Below are 16,424 nucleotides of genomic sequence, written 5' to 3' on the forward strand. Positions count from 1 at the left end.
TTAGTTATTGTATTTATTTAGGTACCATTCTATGGTTTTCATGATGCCAGATTCAAAATTCTCGCTAGCCTTCCACCCTAATTCGTTTTCTAATTTAGTGGCGTCAATAGCGTATCTAAAATCGTGACCAGGCCTATCAGTAACAAAAGTGATTAAATCGGCATAAGAACCGCCATCTTCCTTTGGTTTTATACTGTCTAGGATTTCACAAATTTTATGAACGATATACAAATTATCGCGTTCATTCTTTCCTCCAACATTATAAGTCTCTCCAGCTTTTCCTTTCTGAAAAGCCAAATCAATTCCTGTACAATGATCTAAAACGTACAACCAATCTCTAATATTCTTACCATCTCCATAAATTGGGATTGGTTCATTAGTGATGGCTTTTCTTATGATGGTCGGAATCAACTTTTCATCATGCTGTTTTGGACCATAATTATTACTACAATTGGTCGTTACCACATTCATCCCATAGGTATGAAAATAGCTTCTTACAATAAAATCTGAGGAAGCTTTAGACGCACTGTACGGACTGTTAGGTGCGTAAGGGGTGTCTTCTGTAAATAAACCCGTTTCCCCTAAAGTACCATACACCTCATCTGTTGAGATGTGATGAAATCTATTATTTTCACAACCCGTCTTAAATGTAAATGGGCTTTCCATCCAATGTTTTTTAGCAACATCTAATAAGTTAAATGTTCCGTTAACATTAGTTTTTACAAAGGCATCAGGGTTTTTAATAGAATTATCTACATGAGATTCTGCAGCAAAATGAATAACACCAGAAAACTTATAGGTTTCAAATAAGGAATTGACAAGCGCTGTATCGCAAATATCACCTTCTACAAAAGTGTAATTTGAATTATTTTCAAGTTCACTTAAATTACTCAAATCTCCTGCATAAGTCAGCAAATCGAGATTAACAACCTTAGTATCCTTGTAGGTTTCTAAAAAATAAACGATGAAATTTGAACCGATGAAGCCTGCGCCTCCTGTCACTAACATTGTTTTACTCATAATTTTTAATAAACCTTATAAATTTAATAAATAAAAACCCAACAGTTAATAACAACAATACGAAAATAGGAAGTTTAAAATAGAAACGATTTATTAAAAGCTTATCGTAACTTCCAAATTTATCGAAATCAGAGATGATATCGAAATAAGTATTCTCTTCTGCAATCAAAGAATTCACTTCATTAAGATTTCTTCTAATCTCTTGCTCTTTTATAAAAAGTTCATACTCTTTGGTGATCGATCTTTCTTGTTGCAAAGGGATACTTGAACTAATAGCAAACGATAATGCTTTATTTTGAGAATCATTTTTTAATACTTCTAAATATGTTTTCTGAAGACTATCTAAACGCGATAATTCTGTGGTTAAAGACTGACGCTCAATATAAGCAATAGTATCTCTAACCTGCATTTGATGTTTTGAATATTCATTTTCAAAGGTCTTTTTTATCCCCTTAGTTAAATCTAAAAAGATATTTTGCTTACTAGAATACGCCGTAATCGTAAAAATATGACCCGATAAAAGCCCTCTATTATTGATGTACTCTACGTAACTCAATTCGTTAACCAAAGACGTATCTACAGATTGTAGGTATTCATCATACTCTAAGAATAAATCATTTTGAGTCTCTGGTCCTGCTCTAAGTTCAAATACCTTTAACTGTTTTGCAGAGGCACTATCAATTTCAAAAATAGTGGATAATTCTTCAACATTATCTGCACCTATAAGGGCATTAAAGTAATCTATATCACTCTTTAATTGATACTTGGAGTCAAAATGCGTTTTAACGATCAAATCAGAAAAATAAATCGGTTTTTTCGTTTTTTCAATTATAAAACCAACAATAAACGCCGCGACTAACGCAATACCTACTATTTTAAAATGATGTACTAATGGTTTTAAAACATAAATAAATGCTGAAAAAATGCCTTTAAAAATACGCCCTATAAAAGCAAAAAACTTATCGAATAACTTTCCTATAGCATTAAACAATTGCCCTAAATCAACCTCTTCATTTTGGGGTTGCTGCGGTAACTTTTCACTCATTTCTTATGAATTAAATATTTGTTCTATTATTTTTTTTGTAATGACGTAAGTTGGTTTAACTCCTGAGGTTCCTAGACCTCCAGAAGCTAAGGTTGCCCCAGTTTCTAAAGGGTTATCACTAGCGTAATACGCATAGCGTACTTTAACATCTTCATTGATGTTCCCTCTCACCTTAGAAGCGGCCTGAATGGCTTTTTGGTAATGTGCCCCCTCCATTTCTAAACCAATAACATTCCAAGTTGATTTTTTAAAGAATTTTAAAATCTCTTTATTCTGAAGTGAGGTTCCTAAAACAGTAACCATTGTACCTTCGTAAACAGAGACCCCGCAATCAGAAAGATCATCTTTACTCAATTCATTTTTAAAAGGATAGTTATCTGCAGTACCTTCAAAAATATGCGCATTAGGAATCATAACATCTCCTTTTCCTCCTTGTAAAATACCTGCTTTCCCCATTATAGAGATCGATTCTACATTAAGGTGAACATCCTTATCCTCAACATAAATTGGCTTTAATAATTCATCTAAGGTTTCATACGCCTGTTCTCCAAAGGCATAGTCCATAACAATTAGCACCGCTTTCTTCTCTTTAACCTCTTCTAAATACTTAAATTCTGTTTTAGAGAAATCTATTTTATCGGTATCAAAAACTTGAATGTCTATGTTTGTTCCTGAAGTATCTTTGATACTCATCATACCATTTTGAAGGGCCAATTTTTCAATCTTAGCTCTTAAATGTCCGTTTTTAGAATCACTTAAAGCTTCATAGGTTTGGAAAATATCCTTTTTAGCGTCTGCACCTTTAAGGGCCCCTTTGGCAAATAAAGAATTCATAACACTGTGCATATTGGCACTGATAATATGAATAGGACGCTCTAAAAGTCCTTTGTCATGTAAAGCCGTCTTAATGGTATCTGCCCATATTTCACCATGAATATGGTGCCCTAAACGCTCTCTTAATACAGGACTAAACGTAATGGTACGCTTAACGTTATTAATGGTTTCTTCTATGGCTAATTTTCCTAACCAATATACAATATGCAGTAAACGCTCTGGCTGACTTTCTGTTGCAAATTTAGGATAAGCGTCAGTTAACTCATGAAACGTACGGCCTAAGATATTTGCCGTATGCGTAATAGCAATTTCGCGCTCCTTTTGTGTTAATTTATTAGAAGACAATACCGCGTTTTCTAATTTCTGCCAATCTCTAACCGTAGAGCCGTCTTCATCAATAATAACGCGTTTGCTAATTTTATGAGACTCCACAAATAAAAACGTAAGGTGCGTTAAAATATCGTAAATCTCTGAGCGCCCTCTAGTGATTTCAATATTCATTTGTTCATCGTCAATACGATAACAGTTACGTCTTCTTTTTGGTGGAATTATAGATTTAAAATGCGAATTAGCATAGCCCTCATCACTGGTTAAGTTAATAAAGGTACACTCTTCTATTCCTTGTGGTAAACGATCTACGACGTAAAGTAAGCCTTCTAATTCTGCTTTTTCTTCTCCAATAGAACCGTAAATTTCTGGACGTAAAAGTAGTAAAGCCTCACGTAAAGTTTCTCCTGAAACTCCCATAGGCTTATAAAAACCACGATTAAAAAGGTGGCGCATAGTAATATACATACGCTCTATAGCACTAGAACTCTCTTGTGCTCTTGTTCGTCCTTGTTCTTTTTTTGTTGTACTCATATAATAATTTAACCTACAAATATAGGCTTATTTAGTTAATTTCAATTCATATAAGCGGTCTGCAATTTTTCGATCGTTCGCCAATCTTGGAATTTTGTTTTGTCCACCCAATTTCCCTATAGATTTCATATACGTCTGAAAACCATCTTTTTTAATTCTTGTGAGCTGTAAGGGTCTTAACACCTTTCCTGTTATTAAATCGAAATAATAACTGTTTTGTTGTTGTAAGGACTGTTCTAAAGCTGCAATAAACTGGATTTCATCTTCAGGGGCGTTCTCAAACTCAATAAACCATTCGTGATAAGGTAAACCTTCCTCAGGATTTATTTGCGGTGCCACCGTAAACTCATTGACCGAAATTAAAGTATTTTTTGTGGCTTCTTTAAGCGCTTGTTCCACTTCCTTACCTATAACATGCTCTCCAAAGGCCGAGATAAAATGTTTAATTCTCCCGCTAACAATCACTCTATAAGGCTTTAAAGACGTAAACTGAACCGTGTCTCCAATATTGTAGGCCCATAAGCCCGCAGTAGTAGAAATAATCATAACATAATTTACGCTTAACTTAACCTCTGCAATGGTAAGACGCTTTGGATTTTCATCAAAAAAATGTTCCGCCTCAATAAATTCATAAAATATGCCCGAATTTAATTGCAGCAACATCCCTTTTTCATTTTGCTGATCTTGAAACGCAAAAAATCCTTCACTCGCCGGATATAATTCTATACTATCAACTTTCCGCCCGATAAGGTTCTCAAATTTTGAACGGTATGGCTCATAATTCACCCCTCCAAAAATGAACAAATTAAAATTCTTAAATAAGTCGCCTACGTTCTTACCAGACTTCTCAATAAGCTTTTCAAAATACATTTGTACCCATGATGGAATTCCAGAAATGATACTCATGTCTTCATTTATGGTTTCCTCAACGATGGCATCAACTTTAGTCTCCCAATCTTCAATGCAATTGGTCTCTAAACTTGGCAATCTATTTTTTTGTAAATACTTCGGAACAAAATGCGCCACAATACCAGACAAACGCCCTAGTTTAATGCCATTTTTTTCTTCTAAAATCGGACTGCCTTGTAGAAAAATCATTTTACCATCTACAAACTTAGAATTCCCAGTTTCATGTATATACATTAAGATGGCATTCCTTGCCGCTTCAATGTGTGTAGGCATACTTTCCTTAGTAATAGGAATGTATTTAGCCCCGGAAGTGGTCCCTGACGTTTTAGCAAAGTACAAGGGTTTTCCCTTCCAAAGAATATCAGGTTCACCAGCAACAACGCGTTCTACATAGGGTTTTAAATCTTCATAATCTCTAATTGGAACTTCTTTCTGAAAGGCCTCATAAGAGCTTATGCTTTCAAAATTATGATCTTTTCCAAAGGCCGTATGTTGTGCTGAAGATATTAAATCTTGAAACACTTTTTGTTGGGTTTCTACAGGATTGGAAGACCATTTATTGATTTTCCAAGCTATATATTTCGCAAACGGTTTTGAGAGTGCGGCTTTAAGTGATGCCATTACTGAAAATTAATAAAGTTAATAGGGTTTACAGAATAACCTTTACTCCAAAGTTCAAAATGTAAGTGAGGTCCGGTGGTTAATTCGCCCGAATTCCCAGACATAGCAATCACCTCCCCAGATTTTACAACATCGCCTTGGCTTTTTGTAATTGCAGAATTATGCTTGTACACCGAAATAAGTTCGCGGTTGTGCTCAATTATCACCACATAACCGGTTTCTACGGTCCATTCTGCAAAGATTATAGTGCCATCTGCTGTGGCTTTCACGGGTGTATTTAAAGGCACTACAATATCTACAGCGTAATGCTTTTCTTCTAAGTTATAGTTTTCAGAAATCGTACCATTAACGGGAGGAAACAACACATAACTAGACTGATCTGCGGTTTCTTCAAACAAACTGTACTTATCTTCTTTTTCTACTTTTTCTCTTAAAAGGGAGTCTTCTTTATTGGTTGGGACCTGTAAAATATCAAGATCATTCTTAGCAGCTTCTATGATAGAATCTCTATTAAAATCTATAGTTGCCACGTCTCCGGTAAGCACTTTTCTTATGGAAGCGTAATACCGCTTGTTCATCTCTAATTCTTGAACTAAAGAATCGGTTTTATAGTTTAAAATCGTGGCCTTCTTTTTTAATTTGGCTGAAGAATACCCCGGAATATATTCTCTTAACGGTGTAAAAGCAATTAAGAGCACCGTAAAAAAGATTAAAGAAATTGCGGAGATGGTAGATAACACAAAAACGTTAAGCCGTGTTAGTTTAATAGCGAAACGTTCTTCAAAAGTATCTTCATTAAGGATCACCAATCGATACTTATGTAGCAATTTTTTCCTGAATTTTTTCTCTTTATTTTTCTTTTTTGCCATCGAAACAAAATTAGTTAAAATCCTGTAATAGCATCATCATAAAGTCTTAAAGTTGACTAAAGAATACTATTATATAAACTATAATCACTAACTTTGTACTCTAAAATTTAAAATTATGATTTTCAGCAATATATTTTTATTTATTGGACCATGGCAATATGTAATTATTGGTCTTGCGATACTTTTATTGTTTGGTGGGAAAAAAATCCCTGAGTTAATGAAAGGTTTAGGTAGTGGAATTAAGGAGTTTAAGGACGCTAGCAAAGAAGAACCTAATGACGTTAAAGAGAAAGACTCTAACGCTTAAGAAAAAGACATATAACAAAAAAGCCAACTGATAAAGTTGGCTTTTTTTGTTTCTTATTTAATGTCAATGGACTTAATCATTGCTTCCAATTCAAATATATAATCCCGTTTTTCTAATGACGGTGCATACACATAACCATCGGCAACAACATAGCGGTTGTTTGCTTTATCTTCAATGGCATAAGTAATAAACGGTCCGGCCATTGTAAAACCATTCATCACCCACATACCGCGCACTTCATAAGCCGCTTTATCATCTATAACGGTTTCAAACATTGAAGGCACATAGGCATCTTCAACTTCCATATAGATGTCGTCTTCTCCAGGAATTTTAGTTTTAGTAATCTCATTTCGCATTTTTACGATATCTACAATAGTACTATCACTTTTAGAAATGGTTTCCATAGGAACCGTATAAAGCATTAAATCGATCGTTTTAGTATTACTTAAACTCTTTCTAATCCAGAAAAATTCATCTTCAGATTTTCCTATTTTGTACGCAGAAGGAATATCTATAGTAATCCCCAATTGCTTTTCGATATCCTTATCTGAAAGTGGTGATAAATTAATTCGTCTTAACTTCTCCTTCACCTCTTCTTGGGTAAAAGCTTCGATAATTTTATCCTTATTGGCCTTTAACTGGGCTATGATATCCTCATCGGTCTTTCCGCCAACAACGGCCACTGTTTGAGGCTTAGCAAAGGCTTCATGGACTATTTTAGTCGTAGTTTCTACATTTCCTTTTTCAATTTTAAGTACAATTCTGCTTCTCGCCGCAAAACCATCAAAAACCTGCGTTGGGATTTGTTTCATGTTAAACATAGGCTCTTCGGTTGGTAAACCATTAACAGGGGCCGCAAAAATGCCTCTAATAGCCTCACCGACTTCGCCCTCCCAAACTATATTATCAGCAACAATAGAAATGGTATTTAAGTTTCCATTAGATGAGGGTAAATAAGTCCGATTGTCATTCTCCTTATTATCGCCACATGCCAGCAATAACACACAAAATAATACAGTATAAAAAGCTTTCATAGTTAAATGTTTAAGTTGGGTTTTTATTTAGACACAATAAGTGTCATTCCTATTTTGAGTTTATTACCACTAATATCGTTCCATTCTTTTATATTATCAACAGAAACGCCAGGAAACTTTTGAGCAATACTCCATAGTGAATCGCCCGACTTTACCTTATAGACCTGTTTACCAGCAGTATTAATGACTTTTTTAGGCGTTTTTGTGGTCGTGGTAACATTGTGATTTTTTGGAAAAATAGTAAGTCGTTGGCCAATTTTTAGGTTATGACCACGAAGTCCATTCCATTGTTTTAGCTGACTCACCCGAACTCCATATTTCCTTGCAATCTTCCCTAAGTAATCGCCACTTCTTACGCGATAGGTAATTTTACTCTCTGCTTTTATGAGCTCTGGTAAAGGCTTTTCACGTTTTTCAAATTCAGCATTAGCATAAGCGTAAATTTGATCTTCATTGGTGACAAAAGTGCCTATAGCTGTACGTGGTAACCTCAGTGTATAGCTTTTACCTTCTACTTTTGGTATAATATCTAATTTATAAGCCGGATTCAAAAATTGTAAAGCTTCAATTTTTATCCCCGTAGCCTCAGACACATGATTTAAAGAAATCATTTGCTTAACATGAACCGTATCCGTTTGTACCAACTGAAAATCTGGTCGTTCAGGTTTAAATCCGTGCTCTTTAGCATATTCAAAAATATACATAGTGGCTAAAAAGGCTGGTACATATCCTGCGGTTTCTCTTGGTAGGTTATGGCGAATATTCCAATAGTTGGTAGCACCATTAGAGCGCCTTATGGCTTTATTAACGTTGCCTGGACCCGAATTGTACGCTGCTAACGCTAAATCCCAATCATTAAAAATACGGTAAACCCTATTTAGATATTCAGCAGCCGCAGTTGTTGCTTTTATAGGATCGCTACGATCATCAACATAACTGCTCACCTCTAAACCATGCTCTTTCCCTGTTCCATACATAAATTGCCAAAGTCCGGTGGCACCCACACGCGAACGCGCTCTAGGCTTCAAGGCCGACTCTACAATGGCCAAATATTTCATCTCTAAAGGAATATCATGAGTAGCAAATTCTTGCTCAAACATTGGAAAATAAAAATGACTCAAGCCCATTAACTTTTCAAACGATTTACGTCGGTGTTTTAAGTAGCTTTTAATTACACTCTCTAAAGAGGCATTATATTCTACATTAAAAGGGGTTCTAGCGTTTAAACGTGCTAATCTCGCCTTTAATGTGTCTGTAGAAAGCTCAGGATACTCAACGGGTTCGTAACTCATTTCTACGACAGACTTATAAATGGTGTCGTAAAGCGCATTGCTATACAGCTCATCTAACCACTTTTTATCTAAGGCCGCAGCTTCGGGTAAATCTAAAAGGTTTTTAATATCTAAAGAATCCTTAATTGGATGAATCTTATCTCCAGATTTAATCAACTTGCCATCAATTACGGAAGTTTGGCTTGAATCAACTTTAGTCGATGTACTTACAATGCTATCCGTTTTAACTTGTGCTACAAGATGAGCACTACAAATAATTGTACAAAAAAATAATACTATAACGCGTAGCATAGCTCAATATCGTTTATTAAATTAATCGAATTGATTAATTAGGTTTAAAATAAAAAATTGGGGAATTTCTAGAATGAGGTTCACCTTCCACACCTTGTGGTAATAACTCTCCTGTAATGGTATTTATTATTCCGACTTCTTCCCTACCGTCACCATCTATAAAATATTCAAAAGTACTTTCATCAGTATCGTAACCTATTGAGGCCCGTCCTATAAACGAATAACCATCAGAATTATCAGTAATTAAATGACCTTGTAAATCTGTTAAATATTCGTGGACTTGATAACTAATTTCCTTTCTTCCGATTAGAAATTGATGCTCGGCATCACCAAAAGCTTTAAAAAAGTTGTAATTAAAGTTGGTATGCTCTCCTACTAAACTAAAGGTATCTAAATCGATAATCTTTGTTTTTTGAGTTGAAGAATTAAACACATCTTGAATAATAACTAGTTTATTAGACGCTTGAAGATAACTAATTCCTTCTATACCAAAATTAGAAATACCAAAGGTTGACGTTACATTTTGAGTCTCTACCAACGCTCCATTCTCAAAAGTTTTTAAAAGAATATTTGAATCGTCTTCAGTAACCAAAAAATGATATCTATTTTCTGATTCCATAAAGACACCAGACATTAAATAATCATTTTCATCAAAATTAATCTCAGAAGATTGAACCATATAGTGGTAATCTCTATTCTCGTATAAGTCTTGTAAATCAATATAATTCAACTTAAAACCTGAATAAAAATCACTTCTAGAAATAAAGTACAACCGTTTAGATTGTACTTTATTATAATAGCCTAAAATGCTCAAATAATACTCAGAAGAGCTACTTTCAAAAATCACCTTATTTGATTGGTCACCTATGAAAACGATATCTCCATCATAATCTAAGAGCACTTTATATCTTATATCTGTTACTTCTGAAGAGGTATCATCAGAATCACAGCTAAAAAAGAAAAATAATAAGAAGATGTATTTAAACAACCTCATATATTAATCTAATATCGCAGCGATACCTGGTAACGTTTTACCTTCTAAGCTTTCTAACATAGCACCTCCACCAGTACTTACGTAGCTTACTTTGTCTTCGAATCCAAATTGTTTTACAGCAGCAACAGAATCACCACCACCAACTAAAGAAAACGCTCCGTTTTTAGTTGCATTGGCTATAGAGTTTCCTAATTCAATGGTCCCTTTAGCAAAACTTTCCATTTCAAAAACACCTAAAGGTCCATTCCAAAGAATCGTTTTACATTGGTTTACAACAGTATCAAAAATCTCGATAGATTTAGGTCCTGCATCTACACCTTCCCATCCATCAGGGATAGCTGTAACATCACAAAATTGTGTATTTGCCGTATTACTAAAATCATCAGCAGCAACTACATCTACAGGTAAATGTACCTTTACACCTTTAGCTTCAGCTTGTTTTAAAATATCTAAAGCCAATTCCATTTTGTCATCTTCACAAATAGAATTACCAATTTTACCACCTTGTGCTTTAATAAAAGTAAAGGTCATACCTCCACCAATAATTAAATGGTCTACTTTATCTAAAATATTCTCGATAACGGTAATTTTAGAGGACACTTTTGCACCACCAAGAACGGCTAATACTGGTTTTTCACCATCTTCCATTACTTTTTTGATGCTTTCTATTTCCTGTGCTAATAGGCTTCCAAAACATTTGTGTTCCGGGAAAAACTCAGCGACGATTGTTGTAGAGGCATGAGCTCTATGAGCAGTACCAAAGGCATCGTTTACATAGATATCACCTAACTTAGATAATTGTTCTGCAAACTCTTTATCCCCTTGCTTTTCTTCTTCGTGAAAACGTAAATTTTCTAATAATAATATTTCTCCAGGTTGTAATGCTGCAGCCATTGCTTCAGCTTCAGCCCCAACACAATTGTCGGCAAACTTGACTTCAACCCCCAATATATCTTCAATTTTTGGAACAATATGCTTTAAAGAAAACTCATCTTGCACCCCTTTCGGTCGTCCTAAATGCGACATTAAAACACAGCTTCCTCCGTCTTCTAAAATCTTAATTATCGTTGGTTTTGCAGATACAATTCTTGTTGCATCAGTAACTTCAAACTGATCATTTAACGGCACGTTAAAATCTACTCTGATTAATGCTTTTTTATCCTTAAAATTAAAGTCGTTCAATGTTTTCATGATATATATTTTATAACACAAATATAAAGATTAGAAACATAAATATTTTATATAGTTTTGCTTAATATCGAATCGTTGTAGAATTTAACCTTTAAATTAAATTTACAACGGAAAAGCGGCTAATAATCCCGTAAAATCAATCCTCTTAAGTGAGGTTAACCTATAATAGAATTCATTTCATGTTATTTTCTGAAGTTTTAGGTCAAAACCATATAAAAAAACACCTTACTACGAGTGTCGATGCCGGCAGAATTGCCCACGCCCAACTCTTTGTTGGGGCTGAAGGAACCGGCACCCTCCCTATGGCTTTAGCCTATGCGCAATATATACTTTGCCAAAATACCGATGGTGAAAATACAGGAGGTTTAGAGGCCTGCAATATTAAGTTTAAAAATTTTTCGCACCCCGATTTGCATTTTGCTTTCCCGGTAACCACAAGCGATAAAGTAAAAAGTAAACCCGTTTCTAAATTTTATTTAGAAGAATGGCGTCAACTATTAAACCAGCAACCGTATGGAAATCTTTTTGATTGGTACAAACTATTAGGTGTCGATAATAAACAAGGTATTATTGGTGTTGAAGAAGCCATGGATATTGTAAAATCACTAACGCTAAAATCTTTTGAAGGCGGTTATAAAGTGATGATTATTTGGATGGCTGAAAAAATGAATATCCCTAGCGCCAATAAACTTTTAAAACTTATTGAAGAGCCACCAGAGAAAACCATATTTCTTCTAATAACTGAAGATGAAGAGCAAATTATTAATACGATAAAATCGCGTTGTCAGGTGTTGCACTTTCCGCCTTTGGCCGAAGAAGCCATTGTAGAAGGTTTAATAAAAAACTACCATATTGAAGAAGCTGTAGCGGTTAAAATAGCGCATCAGTCTAATGGAAATTACAACAAAGCCTGCGACCTTATTTATAATGACAGTGAAGATATTCAGTTTGAAAAATGGTTTGTGCTATGGGTGCGTTCTGCATTTAAAGCACGCGGAAATAAAGCCGCTATTCACGATTTAATTTCGTGGTCTGAAGAGATTGCGAAAACCGGACGTGAAACCCAAAAGAAATTTCTAAACTTCTGTCTTAATTATTTCCGCCAAGCTTTACTGATGAATTACCATGCGAACGACTTGGTATACTTAGAACCGAAATCAGAAAATTTTAAACTAGAAAAATTCGCTCCTTTTGTACATGATAATAATATCATGGAGATTGCAGAAGAATTACAAGATGCCATTTACCATATAGAACGAAATGGAAATTCTAAAATTATTCTCACCGATCTCTCTATAAAACTAACGCGGTTATTGCATAAAAAAAGTCAAGCTTCATAGCTTGACTTTTTTAGTTCCTAATAAAACTTAGGTTTATTTTTTCGCTTTATATTCAGCGTTAAGGGCCTCAAGAACTTCGTCCGTTAAATCGTTAGCCTCTTTACCATACATTACACTTCTAGACGCATCACTAGTTCCAAAAATATAAGTGTATCCATTGGTTTCTGCATAGGCTTTTACAAAGTCTACCACTTCTACAATAGAAGAATCTATTTCCGTTTGAAACTCCGTTTGGAATTTCTGCTGCTCAGCTTTCATTTGCTGCTCTACCATTTGCCATTTTTGCTGAAACGGTTGTGCTGCGGCTTGCTGTTGCTGTTCTGACATCGTTCCTAACTTCTGTTGCAACTCCACCACTTCCTTTTGGTAAGCTTGTGCTAAACTATCACTCTTCTTTTGTGAAGCGACATCTCTAGCCTGATACTTTTCTTCAATATCGATTTTTCCTTGATAGTCATTAATCAATTCTGAATTATTTATAAAACCCGTTTTTTCTGTTTGAGCGCAAGATGCTAAAACAACTAATGCACCTAAGCTTAAGATTATTTTCTTCATAATTTATATTAAAATTAATTTCTGCAAATGTATAAAAGTTAAGCAGGCATTTAACGAATTATTTAACTATTGACGTTTCCTATGCTTATAATTATCAATAATTAACAAAATCTATTAAAAACAAGTCCAAATAAAGCGTTTTAAGCGCGTTTTAAAAATTTTTATTACCACAGTACATTTATCCTAAAAATAAAAACACAGCGCCTTTTAAATTAAGAATTCGACTTATTTAAGACGTAAATAAGGGATGAATAGGAATTTGTACGGCGCGCCTTAAGATTAGAGCGCCAACCTATCCAAAAGGCCTTGAACGGATTCATAACACCAGTCTTATACTTCTCGGAAAGTAAAGACACATAGTAGGCATCAAATTTCATCGGGAGCGTTTTTACCACAGCCATCTGATGATTTTGAAATAATTTAGAAATAGACGTTTTAGAAAAGTGCCACAAATGTCTTGGCACATCATAAGCGGCCCAAAAGTTTTTATAATAAGCCGCATCGTAACTTTTATAATTAGGAACCGCAATCACTAAAGTACCTGTTGGTTTTAAAAGTGATTCTAACAATTGTATATGCTGCTCAAGATTTGGTAAATGTTCCAAAACATGCCAAAGCGTAATCACATCAAAACTATTCGGTTTTAATTGCGCTAAGGTTTCGCTATTAAAAACCACACCGTTCGTTTTTGTATTCGCAATCTGTCGCGCTTTCTCATCCGGTTCAATACCGGTAACCTCCCACCCGCCTTTAAGAGCCGTCTCTAAAAAATCGCCTGTTCCACAACCAATATCTAAAAGTGTTTTAGATTCCGTCTTAAACGAATTGATAAGTTTTAATTTTCGTTTTAACGCCAGACCTCTTACAATATGGTAAACATATTCTAACGCATTTCGCTTGGTATCGGTGTGCGAAATATAATCTTCACTTTTATAATAAGCCGCTAATTGTTCTCCTTTGGGTTGCGGAACGGTTTCCAACATATCAAATTCCGCATTGTACATTAATTGGAATTCTTCCTTAGAAACAGAATGATCTTTTACTTTAATATAGATTGAATTTTCGCTTAACACTAACGTCGTTTATTTTTATGAAGTTCCATTTTAAACAGAACGAAAAGTCTATTTTTTAATTTAAATTCTGAAAGCTGAACCTTAAATTGAAATACCATAATTCTTCGGCATTTTAAAATTCGCGATATGCTTTTACTAAAAAATTGATTCTGATTAGCGTTTTTTTATCCTTACAATAAACTCTAAAATCAGAATCAATTTCTTCAATTGTTTCACGTGGAACATTAAAATTTTAAAATTCTAAGGTCACCACTTTAATAAAATTAGCGTCCTAAGTAAACCAATAATACCGAAATATCGTTTGGTGAAACGCCACTAATTCGAGACGCCTGCGATATGGTTACCGGTTCAATTTTACTTAATTTTTGACGCGCTTCAATACTCATAGATTTCAATTTTGAATAATCGAAACCAGCCGGAATTTTTAAATTCTCAAGTCGATTAAGCTTATCAGCGTTGTTCTTTTCCTTAGCAATATACCCTGCATACTTCACTTGAATTTCGGTTTGGTCAATAACTTCTTGATCTAAATCATTAGACACAATATAATCATCAACCGCTTTAAATTGTCTTACATCATCAATGGTAATATTAGGACGTGCATACAATTTAAACATCTTATCTTGCTGCTTCACCGGTGCTGATTTTTTAGATTCTAAAACCGGATTTGCTTCTTCAGGAGTTACACTTGTATCTCTAAAAAATTGAACAAAGGCATCAGACTTAGACTGTTTTTCTTCCATACGCTTTAAACGTTTTTCAGAAGCTAAACCTAAATCAAAACCTTTAGGTGTTAATCTAAAATCGGCATTATCTTGTCGTAATAAGGTCCTATATTCCGCACGAGAGGTAAACATTCTATAAGGCTCTTCCGTGCCTTTTGTAATTAAATCATCAATCAAAACTCCAATATAAGCCTCATCACGCTGCAAGGTAAAAGCATCTTTTTCCTGCACTTTTAGACTAGCGTTTATACCTGCCATTAAACCTTGAGAAGCTGCTTCTTCATACCCCGTAGTTCCGTTAATTTGCCCTGCAAAATACAAGCCATCGACCAACTTCGTTTCTAAAGTATGCTTTAATTGTGTCGGTGGAAAATAATCGTATTCTATCGCGTAACCCGGTCTAAAGAATTTTACATTTTCAAAACCAACTACAGAACGCAGCGCTTTAAATTGTACATCTTCTGGAAGGGAAGTTGAGAACCCATTAATATAATATTCGCAAGTATTCCAACCTTCCGGTTCCACAAATAATTGATGACGATCCTTATCTGCAAAGCGGTTAATTTTATCTTCAATAGACGGACAATAACGTGGCCCCACGCTTTGAATTCTTCCGTTAAACATCGGCGAACGATCAAAGCCTTCACGAAGTAAATCATGAACCAATTCACTCGTATAAGACATATGACAAGAGCGCTGTTCCGTTAGCGGTTTTGAGGTATCTAAATATGAAAATTTATGCGGATGTTCATCACCAGGTTGCTCAATCATTTTAGAGAAATCTAAAGAACGACCATCGACACGCGGAGGTGTTCCAGTCTTCATTCTTCCTGATTCAAAACCTAAGTTTACGAGTTGTTCTGTTATCCCCGTTGCAGCTCTTTCTCCTGCTCTACCACCACCAAAATTTTTATCTCCGATATGGATTAAACCATTTAAAAAAGTACCGTTGGTAAGCACTACAGATTTGGCTTTGACTTCAATTCCTAAAGAAGTTTTTACACCGACCACTTTATGATTTTCGACTAACAAACCAGAAACCATTTCCTGATAGAAATCTAAATTCTCAGTCCCTTCAAGGAGCATTCTCCAATCCTCAGCAAAGCGCATACGATCACTCTGTACCCTCGGACTCCACATTGCTGGCCCCTTAGATTTATTAAGCATTTTAAATTGAATGGCAGAGGTGTCAGAGACGATTCCGCTATATCCACCAAGTGCATCAATTTCGCGCACAATTTGTCCTTTAGCAATCCCACCCATAGCAGGATTACAAGACATCTGTGCAATATTCTGAAGGTTCATGGTAATTAATAAGGTCTTACTTCCCATATTTGCAGCTGCCGCGGCAGCTTCACTCCCCGCATGTCCTGCACCAACTACGATAACATCGTAAACTTCATTAAACATAATTCATTTATTTAATTGTTCCACGTGGAACATTTTCGATTTTACTTTCGTAG

The 16,424-nt window shown here is 35.0% G+C and carries 14 protein-coding genes; 2 read left to right on the plus strand and 12 right to left on the minus strand.

All coding sequences use genetic code 11. The features are described from left to right. From rfbB to ACFQ13_RS13910, 5 genes are read right to left on the minus strand one after another with little or no spacing between them, the layout of a single operon-like run. A complete protein-coding gene (rfbB, locus tag ACFQ13_RS13890; protein WP_386118353.1) occupies positions 1-1,020 on the minus strand; it encodes a dTDP-glucose 4,6-dehydratase in 1,020 nt (339 codons plus the stop codon). After that, complete coding sequence (locus tag ACFQ13_RS13895) at positions 1,013-2,065, minus strand: hypothetical protein (RefSeq protein WP_386118355.1); 1,053 nt, start codon at positions 2,063-2,065, stop codon at positions 1,013-1,015. Before ACFQ13_RS13895 ends, rfbB begins: the two co-directional genes overlap by 8 nt. A gap of 3 nt (positions 2,066-2,068) precedes the next feature. Then, positions 2,069-3,760 carry a DUF6909 family protein gene (locus tag ACFQ13_RS13900; protein ID WP_386118358.1) on the minus strand — a complete coding sequence of 564 codons (1,692 nt, stop codon included), beginning with the start codon at positions 3,758-3,760 and terminating at the stop codon, positions 2,069-2,071. Positions 3,761-3,787: 27 nt separating this feature from the next. After that, positions 3,788-5,290, minus strand: coding sequence for a GH3 auxin-responsive promoter family protein (locus ACFQ13_RS13905; protein WP_386118361.1), 1,503 nt, complete (start codon positions 5,288-5,290; stop codon positions 3,788-3,790). After that, a complete protein-coding gene (locus ACFQ13_RS13910; RefSeq protein WP_386118364.1) occupies positions 5,290-6,159 on the minus strand; it encodes a M23 family metallopeptidase in 870 nt (289 codons plus the stop codon). The genes ACFQ13_RS13905 and ACFQ13_RS13910 overlap by 1 nt, the downstream gene beginning before the upstream one ends. A gap of 115 nt (positions 6,160-6,274) precedes the next feature. Here ACFQ13_RS13910 and ACFQ13_RS13915 point away from each other — a divergent pair, with 115 nt between their 5' ends. Continuing rightward, positions 6,275-6,466: a Sec-independent protein translocase subunit TatA/TatB gene (locus ACFQ13_RS13915; RefSeq protein ID WP_114308093.1), complete on the plus strand. Its 192-nt coding sequence runs from the start codon at positions 6,275-6,277 to the stop codon at positions 6,464-6,466. Between the two features lie 53 nt (positions 6,467-6,519). Here ACFQ13_RS13915 and ACFQ13_RS13920 read toward each other — a convergent pair whose 3' ends face one another. From ACFQ13_RS13920 to ACFQ13_RS13935, 4 genes are read right to left on the minus strand one after another with little or no spacing between them, the layout of a single operon-like run. Beyond that, a complete protein-coding gene (locus ACFQ13_RS13920; RefSeq protein WP_386118365.1) occupies positions 6,520-7,500 on the minus strand; it encodes a DUF4837 family protein in 981 nt (326 codons plus the stop codon). A gap of 23 nt (positions 7,501-7,523) precedes the next feature. Next, positions 7,524-9,083 (minus strand): LysM peptidoglycan-binding domain-containing protein, encoded by a 1,560-nt coding sequence (locus ACFQ13_RS13925; protein ID WP_386118367.1) that lies wholly within the window; start codon positions 9,081-9,083, stop codon positions 7,524-7,526. Positions 9,084-9,117: 34 nt separating this feature from the next. Continuing rightward, the gene (locus ACFQ13_RS13930) at positions 9,118-10,077 is read right to left on the minus strand and encodes a hypothetical protein (RefSeq protein WP_386118369.1); all 960 of its coding nucleotides are present in this window, start codon (positions 10,075-10,077) and stop codon (positions 9,118-9,120) included. A gap of 3 nt (positions 10,078-10,080) precedes the next feature. Further along, positions 10,081-11,268 carry a phosphoglycerate kinase gene (locus ACFQ13_RS13935; protein WP_386118370.1) on the minus strand — a complete coding sequence of 396 codons (1,188 nt, stop codon included), beginning with the start codon at positions 11,266-11,268 and terminating at the stop codon, positions 10,081-10,083. A gap of 179 nt (positions 11,269-11,447) precedes the next feature. Here ACFQ13_RS13935 and ACFQ13_RS13940 point away from each other — a divergent pair, with 179 nt between their 5' ends. Beyond that, positions 11,448-12,608, plus strand: coding sequence for a DNA polymerase III subunit (locus ACFQ13_RS13940; RefSeq protein WP_386118372.1), 1,161 nt, complete (start codon positions 11,448-11,450; stop codon positions 12,606-12,608). 33 nt (positions 12,609-12,641) lie between these two features. Here the strand turns inward: ACFQ13_RS13940 and ACFQ13_RS13945 are convergent, their stop codons facing one another. The 3 genes from ACFQ13_RS13945 to mnmG all read right to left on the minus strand — a co-directional run bounded on the left by ACFQ13_RS13945 (position 12,642) and on the right by mnmG (position 16,371). Further along, positions 12,642-13,163: an OmpH family outer membrane protein gene (locus ACFQ13_RS13945; RefSeq protein WP_386118375.1), complete on the minus strand. Its 522-nt coding sequence runs from the start codon at positions 13,161-13,163 to the stop codon at positions 12,642-12,644. 212 nt (positions 13,164-13,375) lie between these two features. After that, on the minus strand, positions 13,376-14,236 hold the full coding sequence (locus tag ACFQ13_RS13950; RefSeq protein ID WP_386118377.1) for a class I SAM-dependent methyltransferase: 861 nt from the start codon (positions 14,234-14,236) through the stop codon (positions 13,376-13,378). 263 nt (positions 14,237-14,499) lie between these two features. After that, positions 14,500-16,371, minus strand: coding sequence for a tRNA uridine-5-carboxymethylaminomethyl(34) synthesis enzyme MnmG (mnmG, locus tag ACFQ13_RS13955; RefSeq protein ID WP_386118379.1), 1,872 nt, complete (start codon positions 16,369-16,371; stop codon positions 14,500-14,502). Between the last annotated feature and the right edge of the window lie 53 nt (positions 16,372-16,424).

The organism is Winogradskyella rapida (assembly GCF_042675845.1).
GTDB lineage: Bacteria > Bacteroidota > Bacteroidia > Flavobacteriales > Flavobacteriaceae > Winogradskyella > Winogradskyella rapida.

Coding starts and splice junctions, on each gene's coding strand:
- rfbB (WP_386118353.1), bottom strand. CDS start 1,020: ATGAGTAAAACAATGTTAGTGACAGGAGGCGCAGGCTTCATCGGTTCA.
- ACFQ13_RS13895 (WP_386118355.1), bottom strand. CDS start 2,065: ATGAGTGAAAAGTTACCGCAGCAACCCCAAAATGAAGAGGTTGATTTA.
- ACFQ13_RS13900 (WP_386118358.1), bottom strand. CDS start 3,760: ATGAGTACAACAAAAAAAGAACAAGGACGAACAAGAGCACAAGAGAGT.
- ACFQ13_RS13905 (WP_386118361.1), bottom strand. CDS start 5,290: ATGGCATCACTTAAAGCCGCACTCTCAAAACCGTTTGCGAAATATATA.
- ACFQ13_RS13910 (WP_386118364.1), bottom strand. CDS start 6,159: ATGGCAAAAAAGAAAAATAAAGAGAAAAAATTCAGGAAAAAATTGCTA.
- ACFQ13_RS13915 (WP_114308093.1), top strand. CDS start 6,275: ATGATTTTCAGCAATATATTTTTATTTATTGGACCATGGCAATATGTA.
- ACFQ13_RS13920 (WP_386118365.1), bottom strand. CDS start 7,500: ATGAAAGCTTTTTATACTGTATTATTTTGTGTGTTATTGCTGGCATGT.
- ACFQ13_RS13925 (WP_386118367.1), bottom strand. CDS start 9,083: ATGCTACGCGTTATAGTATTATTTTTTTGTACAATTATTTGTAGTGCT.
- ACFQ13_RS13930 (WP_386118369.1), bottom strand. CDS start 10,077: ATGAGGTTGTTTAAATACATCTTCTTATTATTTTTCTTTTTTAGCTGT.
- ACFQ13_RS13935 (WP_386118370.1), bottom strand. CDS start 11,268: ATGAAAACATTGAACGACTTTAATTTTAAGGATAAAAAAGCATTAATC.
- ACFQ13_RS13940 (WP_386118372.1), top strand. CDS start 11,448: ATGTTATTTTCTGAAGTTTTAGGTCAAAACCATATAAAAAAACACCTT.
- ACFQ13_RS13945 (WP_386118375.1), bottom strand. CDS start 13,163: ATGAAGAAAATAATCTTAAGCTTAGGTGCATTAGTTGTTTTAGCATCT.
- mnmG (WP_386118379.1), bottom strand. CDS start 16,371: ATGTTTAATGAAGTTTACGATGTTATCGTAGTTGGTGCAGGACATGCG.